Genomic DNA, 14,648 nt, shown 5'->3' with positions numbered 1-14,648 from the left:
CGAGCTTAGAACGCCCTTGACTACGCTTGTCCCCATGTCAGTCGCAGTCAGGGTCATCCCGTGTCTCGACGTCGACGCGGGCCGTGTGGTGAAGGGCGTCAACTTCGCCGACCTGCGCGACGCCGGCGACCCCGTCGAACTCGCCCGCCTGTACGACGCCGAGGGCGCGGACGAGCTCACGTTCCTCGACGTCACGGCCTCCTCCGGCGACCGTGAGACCACTTTCGACGTGGTCCGCCGGACCGCGGAGCAGGTGTTCATCCCGCTCACCGTCGGTGGCGGCGTGCGCACGAACGACGACGTCAACCGGCTGCTGCGCACCGGCGCGGACAAGGTGAGCATCAACACCGCCGCCATCGCGCGGCCGGAGTTCCTGCGCGAGGCGTCCCGCCGGTTCGGCGCGCAGTGCGTCGTGCTGTCGGTGGACGCGCGCCGGGTCCCCGAGGGCACCGAACCGACCCCGTCCGGCTTCGAGGTGACCACTCACGGCGGTCGTCGCGGTACCGGGATCGACGCCGTCGAATGGGCCGCGCGCGGCGAGGAACTCGGCGTCGGCGAGATCCTGCTCAACTCGATGGACGCCGACGGCACGAAGAACGGTTTCGACCTCGAACTCCTCACCCAGGTGCGCGCGGCCGTCCGTGTCCCGGTGATCGCCAGTGGTGGCGCCGGCGCGCTGGAGCACTTCCTGCCCGCCGTCGAAGCGGGTGCGGACGCGGTGCTCGCGGCCAGCGTGTTCCACTTCGGACAGTTGAAGATCGGCGAGGTCAAGGGCGCGCTGCGCGCCGGGGGAGTCGTGGTCCGGTGATCGCGGGCAAGTGGAAAGCCGCCACCGAGGTCAAGGTCGTCTGCGCGCTGCTGCTCGGGCTCGCCGTCGCGTACCTCGCGATGGCCGGGATCCTCATGTTCGCGCCGTATTCGTCCGCGCGGACGTTCCTGCTGCCGGGGACATCGCTGGTCCTCGGCGGCCTCGTCGTCGCGGGGCTGGTGCTCAAGATGTCGTCCGCGCGGTTCGCCGGCTTCGCGGTCAGCTTCCTTTTCGGCTTGCTGCACGCGCTGTCGATGCTGGCGGCGGAACTCTTCTGGGTGAAGATCGTCTCCGGGATCCTCTTCGCCGGGTACATCTACACGGCGGTCCTGCTCAACTCGATGCCGGTGAAACGGCACCTTCTCGGAGCCACGAATGACGCTTGACCCCGCCTTGTCGGATCGCTTGAAGCGCAACGCCGACGGGCTCATCGCCGCCGTCGTCGTCGAACACTCCACATCGGACGTGCTGATGATGGCGTGGATGAACGACGAGGCCCTCGAACGCACGCTCAGCACGCGGCGGGGGACGTACTACTCGCGCAGCCGCAAGGAACTGTGGGTCAAGGGCGAGACGTCGGGCCACGTCCAGCACGTGCGCGAGATGCGGATCGACTGCGACGGCGATACCGTCCTGCTGCGCGTCGACCAGACCGGCCCGGCCTGTCACACCGGCACGCACACCTGTTTCGACACCGACGAACGGCTGCTGCTGGCCGACGAGAGCGAGTAACCCGTGAATGTCGTCGCCAACGTGCTGGTCGGCATCGTCGCGCTGATCCATCTGTACATCGTCGTGCTCGAGATGTTCCTGTGGACCACCCCGCGCGCTCGCGCCTCCTTCGGCACCACCGAGGAGTTCGCGAAGGAGAGTTCGGCGCTCGCGGCGAATCAGGGGCTGTACAACGGTTTCCTCGCCGCCGCGCTGATCTGGGGCCTGATCGCGACCGGCAGTACGGCGTGGCAGTTCAAGATCTACGGACTCGCGTGCGTGATCGTGGCCGGGCTCTACGGGACGGCGACGGCGAGCAAGAAGATCTTCTTCGTCCAGGTGGTGCCGGGCACGCTGGCGCTGATCGCGGTGCTGGTCGCGGGCTGACGCCGTCGGGACCTTGGTCCTATCCCCGAATTCCCCTTGCGGGCGTACGCTTTTTACATGCCACTGGGGACTGGGGAAGGCCCGGCGGAGAAGCATCTCCGCCGGAGATTGGGCTACCGCGTCACCGCGGTGGTGAGCTTGATACCGGTGGGTGGCGGGGTCATCGGTCTCGCCGTCCAGGCTTTCGAAAAAGATCCGATTTGGGGCTTCGAGGGCTTTTTCGACGAATTCGCCCTCATCTGCGTGGGGCTCTTGGTGGCCCTGTTCGCGCGACACCGGGCGCGGATCCATGCCGGGCTCGCCGAGGCCGCGCCCGACGACCGGAGGGTCGACGACGCCGCGCTCGTCGCCATCGATCCCGAGCGGGAGACCGCGAAGCTGCGTCTGTCGGGGCTGCGCTCCGCCTGGATCGCGCCGATCTGGCCCGCCGTCTTCGCCGCCGGGATCCTCCTGCTCGTCCTGGGCGGGTCGGGCGACGACGGATTCGGCAAGCTGGGCGTGCTGCCCACGGCGTTCGGTCTCGTCGGGTTCGTGGGCTCGCTGATGTCCGCGGCGGGCTGGCGGGCCAGGCACCGGTCCGTCCAGGCCACCGGATGGCGTCCGGCGCGGGCGACGGTACGGCCGGATTACGAGGGGCTGGGCAACCGGCTCCCGCCCGCCACGTACCTCACTTTCGACGACGGCACCGAAACCGTGGTCCGCTCGGTCGGCTGGTCGATCCGCTCGTGCCGCCGCTTCCGGAAGCATCCCGGCCTCCGGGTCCGGGTCGGTGGCGAAGGCGCGAACATGGTCGTCCTTTTCCCGCGGGGGAGGATTTCCCGCCGCCCGTACGCGTTCCCGGCCCGACCTGAACTCGTACGCTCGCAGAGCCCTCAGGGTTGCCCCGAAGCGAGACGCGACTCGTTATCCGGAAAACCCGCTCTTCTCGATTAGCCTCGGTGCATGAAACTGGGGCGAGGGAAAAAGAAGATCGACCGTCCGAGACGACGTCCACGGGTCGCCGGGCGACCTCGCTCCAGTGCGGACGACGACTTCGCCGAAAGCTACGAGCCGCCGACGGTCCACGAAGAAGTGGCCGGCCCCTTGACCGAGAAAATGTCGCTTCTCGAACAACGGGCGACGGCTGGCTCTGGAAGAGTCGCCACCTCCCGACGTCGGCCCCGGATGCTATGAACGGTCCTTTCCTTGCAGAATTTGCAAGGAAAGGACCGTTCATGGCACGGGCTGGGGGCGTCGAGTGGCGTTTCGGGTGGCTCCCAACGTGAGCGAAGGCGTGACTCGCGTGATCGAAGCCGGAACTCGCGTGTTTGGAGACGGAACTCAGTCGATGTCGCCGGTCAGATAACGCTGCACGGTCGGCGCGATCGCGGTCACCAGCGGCTCGATCTCGCTCGAAGCCATCGGCTCGAACTTCGCGACGTAGCGCACCAGCCCCATCCCGACGAGCTGGGAAGCGCAGAGAGTGGTCCGCAGTTCGACCCGGTCCGAGCCCAGCCCGCCGATGACCTTCGTGAAGAAGTTCTGGAAGAAACCGCGCAGCACGGCCGCGGCCTGTTCGTGTCCGGCGACGCTGCGGACGAGGGCCTGGAACACCTCGCCGCCCGCGCCGTCCCATCGGGTGAGGAAGGTGCGGACGATCCGCTGACCGAATTCGTCGTCGGGCCCGTCCTGGAGTTCCGCGAGCAGTTCGTGCGGCTCGAAGGGGAGCTTCAGGATGGCTTGGGCGAACAACCCTTCCTTGCTGCCGAACCAGTGGTTCACCATCGCCGCGTCGACCCCGGCCCGCGTCGCGATCGCGCGGACGGTCGCGCCGTCGAAACCGCTCTCGCCGAACACCGCGCGCGCCGCTTCGATCAGCGCGGTCCGGGTGTCCTGTCCGCCGGGCCGCCGTCCCCGTCGCCGCACGGTAGTGTCTTCACCAGCCATGGCGTCATCATGAACGGACCCGGCCAGAAATTCAACAATCTTTGAATTCATCCCCCCGTCCCGGCCCGTGCGGCCGTTGCAGCACAATGAGCGACATGGTCAGCGCCGCAAACGCCAGCCCCTCGGGGCTCGGCTCGGTCAGCCCTTCGCGCGACGAGTTCCGCGCGCTCGCCGAGGGCCGTCGCGTCATCCCCGTCGTCCGTCGCGTGCTCGCCGACGGTGAGACCCCCATCGGGGTCTACCGCAAGCTCGCCGCCGACCGGCCGGGGACGTTCCTGTTCGAATCGGCGGAGAACGGCGCTTCCTGGAGCCGATGGTCGTTCATCGGCGTCGACAGCCCCGCCGCGCTGACCGTGCGTGACGGCGAGGCCGTGTGGACCGGCACCCCTCCGGTCGGTCTGCCGGCCGAGGGCGATCCGCTCACCGTGCTGCGCGAGACCGTCGCGGCGCTCCACACCGAACAGCTGCCCGGGATGCCGCCGCTCACCGGCGGCATGGTCGGTTACATCGGCTACGACGCCGTCCGCTGGCTCGAACGGCTCCCCGAGCTCGCCGAGCGTGACCTCGACATCCCCGAGCTCACGATGCTGCTGGCGACCGACTTGGCCGCCTTCGACCACCACGAGGGCACCGTCACGCTGATCGCCAACGCGGTCAACTGGGACGACTCGGCCGAGCGCGTCGACGCCGCGTACGACGACGCCGTCGCGCGCCTGAACGCGATGACCAAGCAGCTGCACGTCGCCGCCCCGGCCACGGCCGCCGTCTTCGACCGTCCCGCGCCCGAATTCACGCGCCGCCGCTCCAAGCCGGACTTCCACGCGGCGGTCGAGAAGGCCGTCGAGGCGATCAAGGCGGGCGAAGCGTTCCAGATCGTGCCGTCGCAACGCTTCGAGATCGAGACCCAGGCCGACGCGCTCGACGTCTACCGCGTGCTGCGCACGTCCAACCCGAGCCCGTACATGTACCTGCTGCGCCTGGACGGTTTCGACATCGTCGGATCCAGCCCGGAGTCGCTGGTCACCGTGCGGGACGGCCGCGCGACCACGCATCCGATCGCGGGCACCCGCTGGCGCGGCGCCGATCCGGAGGAGGACGCGCAGCTGGCCAAGGACCTGCTCGCGGACGAGAAGGAGCGCGCCGAGCACCTCATGCTCGTCGACCTCGGCCGCAACGACCTCGGCAAGGTCTGCAAGCCGGGCACCGTCCGCGTCGTCGACTTCTTCGACGTCGAGCGCTACAGCCACGTCATGCACATCGTCTCCACGGTCACCGGGGAACTCCTCGACGACAAGACGGCTTTCGACGCCGTCACCGCCTGTTTCCCGGCGGGGACGCTCTCGGGCGCGCCGAAGGTCCGCGCGATGCAGCTGATCGAGGAGCTGGAGCCGACCCGCAGGGCGCTCTACGGTGGCGTCGTCGGGTATCTCGACTTCGCCGGGGACGCCGACACCGCGATCGCGATCCGCACCGCGCTGATGAAGGACGGCACCGCGTACGTCCAGGCGGGCGGGGGTGTCGTCGCGGACTCGGTGGCCGACTACGAAGACAACGAGTCGCTCAACAAGGCCCGCACGGTGCTTTCCGCCGTCGCGGCGGCGCAGACGATGATCGCGGCGGACGAGCTCGACCCGGCGGGTGACCGCACTCGTGTCTGAGGTCCCGGCGAAGAAGGCCAAGCGTCCACTGTGGATCGCCGTGGCGGGCCTGTTGCTGGGCGCGGTCGCGTTGTGGGGTTCCTCGCAGCTCGTGTGGTTCGCGGAGTTCCGCGACGGCGGCGTGCGCGGCACCGTGCTGTACACGGAATCCGGTTCGCAGCGTGCGGTTGCGCTGATTCCCCTCGCGTTGCTGGCGCTCGCCGGCACGGCCGGGCTGATCGCCACCGGTGGTTGGCCACGCCGGGTGCTCGGCGTGGTACTCGCCGTGTCCGGTCTCGCCGCGGTGTGGATCGGTGTGGCGGGCGGCTCGTTCAGCGGGTTCGCCGACGGACTGCCCGTCGCCCAGATGCTGGGAGCCCGCGGTCTCGCGATCCTCGGGGGAATTCTCGTGACGGCGGGCGGGTTGGCAGCCATCAAGGGCGCGGGCCGGATGCCGCGTCTCGGCGCGAAGTATTCGGCGCCGGGGGCGAAGAAGAAGGCCGCGAAGGATCCCGAGACCGAGTTGTGGGAGGCGCTGTCCGACGGCGAAGATCCCACCGCGACCCGGTGACGACGGCGGAATTCGCGGGTTTCGGAGATCCACGCCGGGAAAGATGACACGGTGGGCATTCGGAGTAACGGACATACCCGGAACCAGGCCGTATCCGTGCGGGGGTTAGCATCGTTTCGGCGGGAAGGGGAAGGTTTTTGTGAGCGACCTTGCGAAGGAATCCGTGAGTACGACGGCCGGTGAGGGACTCCGGTGAGCGTGCTCGAAGACATCGTCGCCGGCGTCCGTGCCGATCTCGCCGAGCGCGAGGCGGTTCTGCCGTTCGACGAACTGAAGAAGCGCGCGACCCAGGTCGCGCCCCCACGTGACGTGCTCGCGGCCCTGCGCGAGTCCGGTATCGGTGTCATCGCCGAGGTGAAGCGGCGCAGCCCCTCCAAGGGCGATCTGGCCGAGATCCCGGACCCGGCCGCGCTGGCGAAGGACTACGCCGACGGCGGCGCCCGGGTGATCAGCGTGCTGACCGAACAGCGGCGGTTCGGCGGCTCGCTCGCCGACCTCGACGCGGTCCGCGCGGCGGTCGACATCCCGGTGCTGCGCAAGGACTTCATCGTCAGCCCGTACCAGGTGCACGAGGCGCGGCTGCACGGCGCGGACATGGTCCTGCTGATCGTGGCGGCGCTGGAACAGAACGCCCTGATCGCGTTGCTGGACCGCGTCGAATCCCTCGGGATGACCGCGCTGGTCGAGATCCACAACGCCGAAGAGGCCGACAAGGCGCTCGAAGCCGGCGCGAAGGTGATCGGCGTCAACGCCCGCAACCTGCACACCCTCGAGGTGGATCGGGACGTCTTCTCGCGGCTGGCCCCCGGCCTGCCGATGGACGTCTTCAAGATCGCCGAGTCCGGTGTCCGTGGCCCCGGCGACCTGATGTCCTACGCGGGTCACGGCGCCGACGCCGTCCTCGTGGGCGAAGGGCTCGTCGCTTCGGGAGATCCGAAGGGCGCCCTGGTCAAGCTCGTGACCGCCGGTTCGCACCCCGCTTGCCCGAGGCCTTCTCGATGAGCGTGGAGTACACCGAAACACCGCACGGCGAGCACGACCCGGACGGCCGGGGCTACTACGGCCCGTACGGCGGCCGGTTCATGCCCGAGGCCCTGATCGGCGTCGTCGACGAGGTCGCGGCGGAATACGACAAGGCGAGGACCGACCCGGACTTCGTCAACGAGTTCCGGCGGCTGCTGCGTGAGTACGCCGGCCGTCCGTCGCTGCTCACCGAGGCCAAGCGCTTCGGCGAGCACGCCGGCGGCGCCCGGATCTTCCTCAAACGCGAGGATCTGAACCACACCGGTTCGCACAAGATCAACAACGTGCTCGGCCAGGCGTTGCTCACCAAGCGGATGGGCAAGAAGCGGGTCATCGCCGAGACCGGGGCCGGACAGCACGGCGTGGCCACCGCCACCGCCTGCGCGCTGCTGGACCTGGAATGCATCGTCTACATGGGCGAGGTCGACACCGAGCGGCAGGCGCTGAACGTCGCCCGCATGAAGCTGCTCGGCGCCGAGGTCGTGCCGGTGAAAACCGGTTCGCGCACGCTCAAGGACGCGATCAACGAGGCACTGCGCGACTGGGTCGCCAACGCCGAGGACACGCACTACCTGTTCGGCACGGCGGCGGGCCCGTACCCGTTCCCGATGATGGTGCGGAACTTCCACAAGATCATCGGTGAGGAGGCCCGCGCCCAGATCCTGGAGCAGGCCGGACGCCTGCCCGACGCCGTCGCGGCCTGCGTCGGCGGCGGATCGAACGCGATCGGGATCTTCCACGGCTTCATCGACGACACGTCGGTGCGCCTGGTCGGTCTCGAACCGGGCGGCGAGGGTGTCGAGGGCAACCGCCACGGCGCCACGCTGACCAAGGGCACCCCGGGCAACCTGCACGGCGCGATGACGTACCTGCTGCAGGACGAGGACGGCCAGACCGTCGAGTCGCACTCGATCTCCGCGGGGCTGGACTACCCGGGCGTCGGCCCGGAGCACGCGTGGCTCAAGGACAGTGGCCGCGCCGAGTACCGGCCGGTGACCGACGCCGAGGCGATGGACGCGTTCAAGCTGCTTTCGCGCACCGAGGGCATCATCCCGGCGATCGAGTCGGCGCACGCGCTGGCCGGCGCGCTGGTGCTCGGCCGGGAACTCGGCCCCGAGGGGCTGATCATCGTGAACCTGTCCGGTCGCGGCGACAAGGACATGGACACGGCCGCGAAGTACTTCGGCCTGGTGGAGAACGCATGAGCGCGCTGGACGACATCTTCGCGAAGACGAAGGCCGAGGGGCGCGGCGCGCTGATCGGCTACCTTCCGGCGGGCTTCCCGACGGTCGACGGGTCCAAGGATCTGCTGGCCGCGGTGGTCGACGGCGGCGCCGACCTGGTCGAGGTGGGCGTGCCCTACTCGGATCCGGTGATGGACGGCCCGACCATCCAGGCCGCGTCGGTGAGCGCGCTCTCCGGCGGCTTCAAGCTCAAGCACCTGTTCGAGGTCGTCGAGGCGGTGTCGTCGCGCGGCGGCAAGGCCGTCGTGATGACGTACTGGAACCCGGTGCACCGCTACGGCGTCGACCGTTTCGCGCGGGACCTCGCCGCTGCGGGCGGGCTCGGGATGATCACCCCGGACCTGATCCCGGACGAGGCCGACGAGTGGATGGCCGCCTCCGAACAGCATGGTCTGGACCGGATCTTCCTGGTCGCGCCGTCCTCCTCGGAGGAGCGGATCGCGAAGACCGTCGCGGCCGCTTCGGGCTTCGTGTACGCCACCGCGGTGATGGGTGTGACGGGTGCTCGTGACCAGGTCGGCGTGCACGCCGAGGACCTGGTCGAGCGGACCCGCGCGCATACGGAACTGCCGATCGGCGTCGGGATCGGCGTCCGGTCCGGCGAGCAGGCGGCGCAGGTCGCCGGCTTCGCGGACGGCGTCATCGTCGGCTCGGCGCTGGTGACGGCCGCGGCGAGCGGCACCGACGCGGTGCGCGAACTTTCGGCCGAACTGGCCGCGGGGGTACGGAAGGCCGTCGCCCCCGCTTGATCCGAAGGTGCGGCGGTGGCCTCAGTGCCGCCACCGCTGCGCCTCGGTGATCTCCTCCGGGGTCGCGTGCGCGAACCGCTCGATCTCCGCCCGTCGCACGTCCACGATCGTCGTCGCCAGCGGAGCGCCGAACGCGGCCGCCAGATCCTTGTCCGCCTCGAACGCGGCGACGGCCTCTTCCAGCCGCTGAGGAAGGCGCTCGATCCCGCGGGCGGCGCGTTCCTCTTCGATCAGGATTCCGGGGTCGACGTCGAGTGGCTCCGGCAGTGACGCCTCCTCGTCGGCACCGGCCATCCCGGCGAACAGCAGCGCGGCCGCCAGCAGATACGGATTCGCGGTCAGGTCGAAACATTTGACCTCGAGATTCGCCGCCGACGCGCGATTCCCGGCGACGCCGCGCACCAGCCGCAGCGGCGTCTCCCGGTTCTCCAGGCCCCACGCGGTGTACACCCCCGCCCAATGGTGCGGCTCCAGGCGCAGATAGCTGACCACCGAAGGCGCCCCGATCGCGAGCAGCGCGGGCAGCCGTTTCAGGATGCCGGCGCTGAACGACTCCGCGAGCGGTGTCAGCCCGAAAACCCTTTCCCCGCCCGAAAAAAGATTCCGCGCTCCGTCCCAAACGCTCAGATGCACGTGTCCGCCGTTGCCCACGCCGGCGGGCGCGAACTTCGGGGTGAAGGACGCCTTGAGCCCGTGCCGGTGGCTGAGCGTGCGGATCGTCTCCTTAGTCAGCACGGCGATGTCGGCCGCCCGCACCGGATCGGCGGCGGCGACGGACAGTTCGAACTGGCCGTCCGCGTACTCGGGATGGATCTGCTCCACCCCGACGCCCTGTTGGTCCAAAGTGGACACCAAGGCGCGGAGATAGTCCGCGCGCTCGGAAAGCCTCGCGTAACCGTAGGCCGGGCCCGCCGTGGCCGACCGCGCGTCGTCCGGGGCGTCGGCGCTGGTGATCACCCATTCGATCTCGAAACTCATCCGCGCGCGGTGACCGCGTGCGGCGAGCCGGTCCACCGCCGTCGCCAGCAGGGCCCGCCCGTCCTGCGGATGCGGTTCGCCCTCCTGATCGAGTTTCGTCACCGGCGCCCAAGCCCAGCCGGGCTGCCCGGCGAGCACGGTCAGCGCGTCGAGGTCCGGATGCAGCCGCAGGTCGCCGACCGGCCCGAGGGAATGCTCACCGCCGGTGATGACGTCGTCGAAGCCGAAGAAATCGAAGGAATTCGAAGCGCCGACACCCCACGCGGCCGCCGACGGCAGCTTCCGCAGTGGCACCGCCTTGACCCGCGCTATCCCGGCGTTGTCCACGAAGGTCAGCGCCACGAGCTCGACACCCCGTGCCCGGAGTTCCCCGGTGAGGGCGGTCGCGCGGGCGGTCAGTGCTTCCCGGTTCACCATGGTTCCTCATCCTGGCCTGTTCTCCAGCCCCTTGCCACGCCCCGATCCGGCCATAGGGTGAGGCCGCACTCGTCGATCACGAGAAGGGACGCGCTCATGCCGGGAACCCCGATCCTGCCGTTCGTGGCCCGGACGCGGCTGGTGGACCACCACTGCCACGGCGTCGTCACCGGTGACCTCGGCCGGATCGAGTTCGAACAGCTGCTCACCGAGGCCGACACCGTCTCGTCACTGGGCACCACCCTGTTCGATTCGCTGATCGGGCTCGCGGTGCGGGCCCGCTGCGCGCCCGTGCTCGATCTGCCGCCGCACGTCCCGGCCGAGGTCTATCTGGCCCGCCGCGCCGAACTGGGCGCCACGGAGGTCAACGCGCGATTCCTGCGCGCCACCGGCACGACCGAATTCCTGCTCGACGGCGGTTTCCTGCCGGACACGCTGACCACGACCGAGCAGTTCGCGGCGCTGTCCGCCGCCCGGGCGCGGGACATCGTCCGCCTCGAACAGGTCGCCGAAACGGTGATCGGAGCCACCACCGCGGCCGGATTCATCGAGGCCTTCACCGGGGAACTGGCGAAACGCGCCACGACGGCCGTCGGGTTCAAGTCCATCGCCGCCTACCGGGTCGGCCTCGACCTGGCGGGGGAGCGGCCGACGGACGCCGAAGTCACCGAAGCGGCGGGTCGCTGGCTCGCGCGCATCGAGGCGGGCGAACCGGTCCGGCTCGCGGACGAGGTGCTGCACCGCTTCCTGATCTGGACCGGGATCGATCTGGCGTTGCCGATCCAGTTCCACGTCGGGTTCGGCGATTCCGACGTCGACCTGCATCGCTGCGATCCGCTGCTGCTCACCGGGCTCCTGCGGGCCACCCGCTCGCACGGGGTGCCGATCATGCTGCTGCACAACTATCCCTTCCACCGGAACGCCGCGTATCTGGCGCAGGTGTTCGAGCACGTGTTCGTCGACGTGGGACTCGCGACGCACAACGCCGGTCATCGTGCGCCCGCGATCATCGCGGAGACAATGGAGATCGTGCCGTTCGGGAAGCTGCTGTTCTCCACGGACGCGTTCGGGCTGGCCGAGCTGTACCACCTCGGTACCGCGCTGTTCCGGCAAGGACTGTCCGACTTCCTGTACGCGGGACTCACATCGGACGTACTGTCCGAAGTGGACGCGCATCGGATAGCGGCGCTGGTGGGGCACCGCAACGCCGAACGGGTGTACGGGCTGGAGGGGACATGACGGAGCTGGACGAACTGCAGGACCGGTGGGAGGCCGCGGTCGAAGCGGAGCTGCCTTCCGCGATCGGGCTGCGGCACCGCGTACACGCCGATCCGCGCGCGTCGGGCGACGAGGAGGACACCGCGCGGATCGTCGTCGAGGCGCTGGGCATCGACGACGGGGTCCGGGTCGCCAAGACCGGACGCGCCGTCCTGCTCCCCGGCACCCGGCCGGGACCGGCCGTGGCACTGCGCACCGAACTGGACGCGCTGCCGGTCACCGAGCGCACCGGGGTGCCGTGGGCTTCGGAGACGCCGCTGATGCACGCGTGCGGACACGACGTCCACATGGCCGCGCTCGTCGCCACCGTCCGCGCGGCCGCCGTGGTCGGGGTGCCCCGGCCGCTCGTGGCGCTCCTGCAGCCGCGTGAGGAGACGTCGCCGTCCGGCGCGCTGGACATCGTCGAGTCGGGCGTGCTCACCGAGTACGGCGTCGAGTCGGTCATCGGCGCGCACGTCCAGCCCCGGCTCGCGGCGGGCGTGGTGTCGGCGGTGCCGGGACCGGTCAACGCCTCCACCGACGAGTTCGACGTCGTCGTCCGGGGCCAGGGCGGGCACGCCGGGTATCCGCACCTGCTGCGGGACCCGATCCTCGCGCTCAGCCAGATCGTGGTGAGCCTGCAGCAGCTCGCGAGCCGCCGGGTCGACCCGGTGTTCGGCGCGGTCTGCTCGGTCGGCCGGATCGAAGCCGGGACCACGGCGAACGTCGTGCCGAACGAGGCCCGCCTGTCGGGCTCGCTGCGGCTGATACGCGCCGAGGACCGCGACCTCGCGCTGGAGGGGCTCGCCGAGATCGTCCACGGCACCGCCAAGGCGCACGGCTGCCGGGCGGAACTGGAGATCAGCCCGTGCGAACCGATGCTGCACAACGACGCCGGGCTCACTCAGCGCGCACACCGGCGGCTCGTCCGGACCGGGGCGGGCGTGGACACCGATTTCCGGTCGTTCGGCGCCGACGACTTCGCGCACTACTGCGGGATGACGCGCGGGCTGATGATGTTCGTCGGCCTCGGCGACACCGCGGGCGCGCCGAGCCTGCACGACGAACTGTTCCTGCCGCCCGACGCCGCCATCGGGCAGGTCGCGTCCGCGCTGATCGCGGGCTGTTTGGCCGCCGTCGAGGGCTGACGCCCCCAAGAAGTCGACGAAGCGCTACGGTGGCCGACGTGAATACCGCCTCGGCAGCGTTCCTCGCGACCATCCCCAGCCCCGACCAGGGCGTCTGGCATATCGGGCCGGTCCCGATCCGGGCATACGCGCTCTGCATCATCGCCGGCATCATCGTGGCGATCTGGCTGGGCGAGCGGCGCTGGGTGAACCGCGGCGGCACGAAGGGCACCGTCATCGACGTCGCCGTCTTCGCGGTGCCGTTCGGCCTGGTCGGCGGCCGGTTGTACCACGTCATCACCGACAACCAGCTGTACTTCGGCGAGGGCAAGAACCCGCTCAACGCGCTGAAGATCTGGGACGGCGGCCTCGGCATCTGGGGCGCCATCGCGCTCGGCGCCGTCGGCGCGCTGATCGCCTGCCGCCGCCGGGGCATCCCGCTGCCCGCGATGGCGGACGCGCTCGCGCCGGGGATCGTGATCGCGCAGGCGATCGGGCGGCTCGGCAACTACTTCAACCAGGAGCTCTACGGCGCGCACACCGATCTGCCGTGGGGACTGGAGATCTACCAGCGCTACAACCCGACCAACCCGGACGACTTCCTGAACGGGATCGCGATCGGGCACGTCCCGCTGCCGGACAGCCCGGTGCACCCGACGTTCCTCTACGAGCTGATCTGGAACCTCGGTGTCGCGCTGCTGGTCATCTGGGCGGACAAGAAGTTCCGCCTCGGCCACGGCCGCGTGTTCGCGCTGTACGTCGCCGGGTACACCGCGGGCCGGTTCTGGATCGAGATGATGCGGACCGACACCGCGAACCACATCCTCGGCCTGCGGGTCAACGTGTGGACCTCGATCCTGCTGTTCGCCGCGGCGATCGCGTACTTCGTCCTGGCCGCCAAGCGGGGGCCGAGGGAAGCGCCGGAAACGCTGTGGAGCAAGGACGTGCCGCGGGAGGACGCCGACTCCGTTGAGTCGCATGCGGAGGTCGCCGCGGCTCCGGACACCGTCCGGGACTCCGCCGCCGACAAGGCGACCGAGGACCCGAAGCCCGACGCCGAGAAGTAGCGCTCTTTGGTACGTGAAGGCCCCCTTCATTGCGCTAGACGCAATGAAGGGGGCCTTCACGTACTTCCGCCCGTCCTCGCGAGTGCCATGAAAGGTCCTTTCCTTGCAAATTTTGCAAGGAAAGGACCTTTCATGGCATCCGGGACTCGCCGCGGTGAGTCGCGTGACCAGACGGACGACACGCGTGACCAGACGGAGGCTTCTTCGAGGAAGTCCGGGGTGGTTTCCAGCAGCGGCCGGGGATAGGTGCCACCGACGTTGTTGACCACCAGGTCCAGCCGCCCGAACTCCGCCGTCGCGATGCGCGCCAGCTCGCCGGCGGCGGCCGGGTCGCTCAGATCGGCGGGCACCGCGTGGGCGCGCCGTCCGGTGGCGGCGACCAGGGCGGCCACGTCTTCGAGCTGGGTTTCGGTGCGGGAGGAGATCACCACGTCGGCACCGGCCTCGGCGAGCGCCACGGCGGTCGCCGCGCCGATCCCGCGTCCGGCGCCGGTGACCACGGCGACCTGGTCGGTGAGCCGGAAACGGTCCAGGATCATGACCAGAACTGTAACACGTTCTATTTCCGGTGTCCTGGGCTCGCGCCGGGCGCCGGGAGTGACTAGGGTCGCCTCACCGCTTCTCGTGACATCCCGGAACAGGACATATACTTAGCGGAACGAACTACTGTGACCTCATCAGGAACTGTGTCGTTCCGGGCGTCCAGATCGTTACCCGTCGGCGGGCTTCTGCGCCCGCCGAACTGA

At 69.6% G+C, this 14,648-nt stretch carries 15 protein-coding genes and 1 pseudogene; 13 read left to right on the top strand and 3 right to left on the bottom strand.

Annotation, left to right across the window (positions count from 1 at the left end):
- Nucleotides 1-34 precede the first annotated feature (34 nt).
- From hisF to ACSMFO_RS27025, 5 genes are read left to right on the top strand one after another with little or no spacing between them, the layout of a single operon-like run.
- Complete coding sequence (hisF, locus tag ACSMFO_RS27045; RefSeq protein WP_026466775.1) at nucleotides 35-808, top strand: imidazole glycerol phosphate synthase subunit HisF; 774 nt, start codon at nucleotides 35-37, stop codon at nucleotides 806-808.
- The gene (locus ACSMFO_RS27040) at nucleotides 805-1,194 is read left to right on the top strand and encodes a hypothetical protein (protein ID WP_037344870.1); all 390 of its coding nucleotides are present in this window, start codon (nucleotides 805-807) and stop codon (nucleotides 1,192-1,194) included. Before hisF ends, ACSMFO_RS27040 begins: the two co-directional genes overlap by 4 nt.
- Entirely contained in the window at nucleotides 1,184-1,540 is a 357-nt protein-coding gene (gene hisI / locus ACSMFO_RS27035; RefSeq protein WP_436460965.1) for a phosphoribosyl-AMP cyclohydrolase, read from the top strand. Before ACSMFO_RS27040 ends, hisI begins: the two co-directional genes overlap by 11 nt.
- Before the next feature lie 3 nt (nucleotides 1,541-1,543).
- Entirely contained in the window at nucleotides 1,544-1,906 is a 363-nt protein-coding gene (locus tag ACSMFO_RS27030) for a DUF1304 domain-containing protein (RefSeq protein ID WP_038510378.1), read from the top strand.
- Between the two features lie 57 nt (nucleotides 1,907-1,963).
- Nucleotides 1,964-2,839 carry a hypothetical protein gene (locus tag ACSMFO_RS27025; RefSeq protein WP_436460964.1) on the top strand — a complete coding sequence of 292 codons (876 nt, stop codon included), beginning with the start codon at nucleotides 1,964-1,966 and terminating at the stop codon, nucleotides 2,837-2,839.
- A gap of 387 nt (nucleotides 2,840-3,226) precedes the next feature.
- Here ACSMFO_RS27025 and ACSMFO_RS27020 read toward each other — a convergent pair whose 3' ends face one another.
- Complete coding sequence (locus ACSMFO_RS27020; protein ID WP_436460963.1) at nucleotides 3,227-3,832, bottom strand: TetR family transcriptional regulator; 606 nt, start codon at nucleotides 3,830-3,832, stop codon at nucleotides 3,227-3,229.
- 95 nt (nucleotides 3,833-3,927) lie between these two features.
- Here ACSMFO_RS27020 and ACSMFO_RS27015 point away from each other — a divergent pair, with 95 nt between their 5' ends.
- The 5 genes from ACSMFO_RS27015 (at nucleotide 3,928) to trpA (ending at nucleotide 9,056) form a co-directional block, all read left to right on the top strand.
- Nucleotides 3,928-5,490, top strand: coding sequence for an anthranilate synthase component I (locus tag ACSMFO_RS27015; protein WP_436460962.1), 1,563 nt, complete (start codon nucleotides 3,928-3,930; stop codon nucleotides 5,488-5,490).
- Nucleotides 5,483-6,040: a Trp biosynthesis-associated membrane protein gene (locus tag ACSMFO_RS27010; RefSeq protein ID WP_436460961.1), complete on the top strand. Its 558-nt coding sequence runs from the start codon at nucleotides 5,483-5,485 to the stop codon at nucleotides 6,038-6,040. Before ACSMFO_RS27015 ends, ACSMFO_RS27010 begins: the two co-directional genes overlap by 8 nt.
- Nucleotides 6,041-6,232: 192 nt before the next feature.
- A complete protein-coding gene (gene trpC, locus ACSMFO_RS27005; RefSeq protein WP_020630310.1) occupies nucleotides 6,233-7,042 on the top strand; it encodes an indole-3-glycerol phosphate synthase TrpC in 810 nt (269 codons plus the stop codon).
- A complete protein-coding gene (gene trpB, locus ACSMFO_RS27000; RefSeq protein WP_360121554.1) occupies nucleotides 7,039-8,268 on the top strand; it encodes a tryptophan synthase subunit beta in 1,230 nt (409 codons plus the stop codon). The genes trpC and trpB overlap by 4 nt, the downstream gene beginning before the upstream one ends.
- A complete protein-coding gene (gene trpA, locus ACSMFO_RS26995) occupies nucleotides 8,265-9,056 on the top strand; it encodes a tryptophan synthase subunit alpha (RefSeq protein WP_436460960.1) in 792 nt (263 codons plus the stop codon). The genes trpB and trpA overlap by 4 nt, the downstream gene beginning before the upstream one ends.
- 21 nt (nucleotides 9,057-9,077) lie before the next feature.
- On the opposite strand, the gene ACSMFO_RS26990 is transcribed toward trpA, so the two are convergent.
- Nucleotides 9,078-10,451: a glutamine synthetase family protein gene (locus tag ACSMFO_RS26990; protein ID WP_436460959.1), complete on the bottom strand. Its 1,374-nt coding sequence runs from the start codon at nucleotides 10,449-10,451 to the stop codon at nucleotides 9,078-9,080.
- 96 nt (nucleotides 10,452-10,547) lie between these two features.
- Here ACSMFO_RS26990 and ACSMFO_RS26985 point away from each other — a divergent pair, with 96 nt between their 5' ends.
- From ACSMFO_RS26985 to lgt, 3 genes are read left to right on the top strand one after another with little or no spacing between them, the layout of a single operon-like run.
- Nucleotides 10,548-11,690 (top strand): amidohydrolase family protein, encoded by a 1,143-nt coding sequence (locus tag ACSMFO_RS26985; protein WP_436460958.1) that lies wholly within the window; start codon nucleotides 10,548-10,550, stop codon nucleotides 11,688-11,690.
- Complete coding sequence (locus ACSMFO_RS26980; RefSeq protein WP_436460957.1) at nucleotides 11,687-12,856, top strand: M20 metallopeptidase family protein; 1,170 nt, start codon at nucleotides 11,687-11,689, stop codon at nucleotides 12,854-12,856. Before ACSMFO_RS26985 ends, ACSMFO_RS26980 begins: the two co-directional genes overlap by 4 nt.
- Before the next feature lie 29 nt (nucleotides 12,857-12,885).
- Complete coding sequence (gene lgt / locus ACSMFO_RS26975; protein WP_436460956.1) at nucleotides 12,886-13,902, top strand: prolipoprotein diacylglyceryl transferase; 1,017 nt, start codon at nucleotides 12,886-12,888, stop codon at nucleotides 13,900-13,902.
- A 197-nt stretch (nucleotides 13,903-14,099) separates the two neighbouring features.
- On the opposite strand, the pseudogene ACSMFO_RS26970 reads toward lgt, so the two are convergent.
- Nucleotides 14,100-14,441, bottom strand: a pseudogene (locus ACSMFO_RS26970) (SDR family NAD(P)-dependent oxidoreductase); the annotation flags it as partial.
- Nucleotides 14,442-14,648 lie beyond the last annotated feature (207 nt).

It is taken from the genome of Amycolatopsis sp. w19, from assembly GCF_051373225.1.
GTDB classification, from domain to species: domain Bacteria; phylum Actinomycetota; class Actinomycetes; order Mycobacteriales; family Pseudonocardiaceae; genus Amycolatopsis; species Amycolatopsis japonica.
This window is presented reverse-complemented; position numbering and strand designations above follow the sequence as displayed.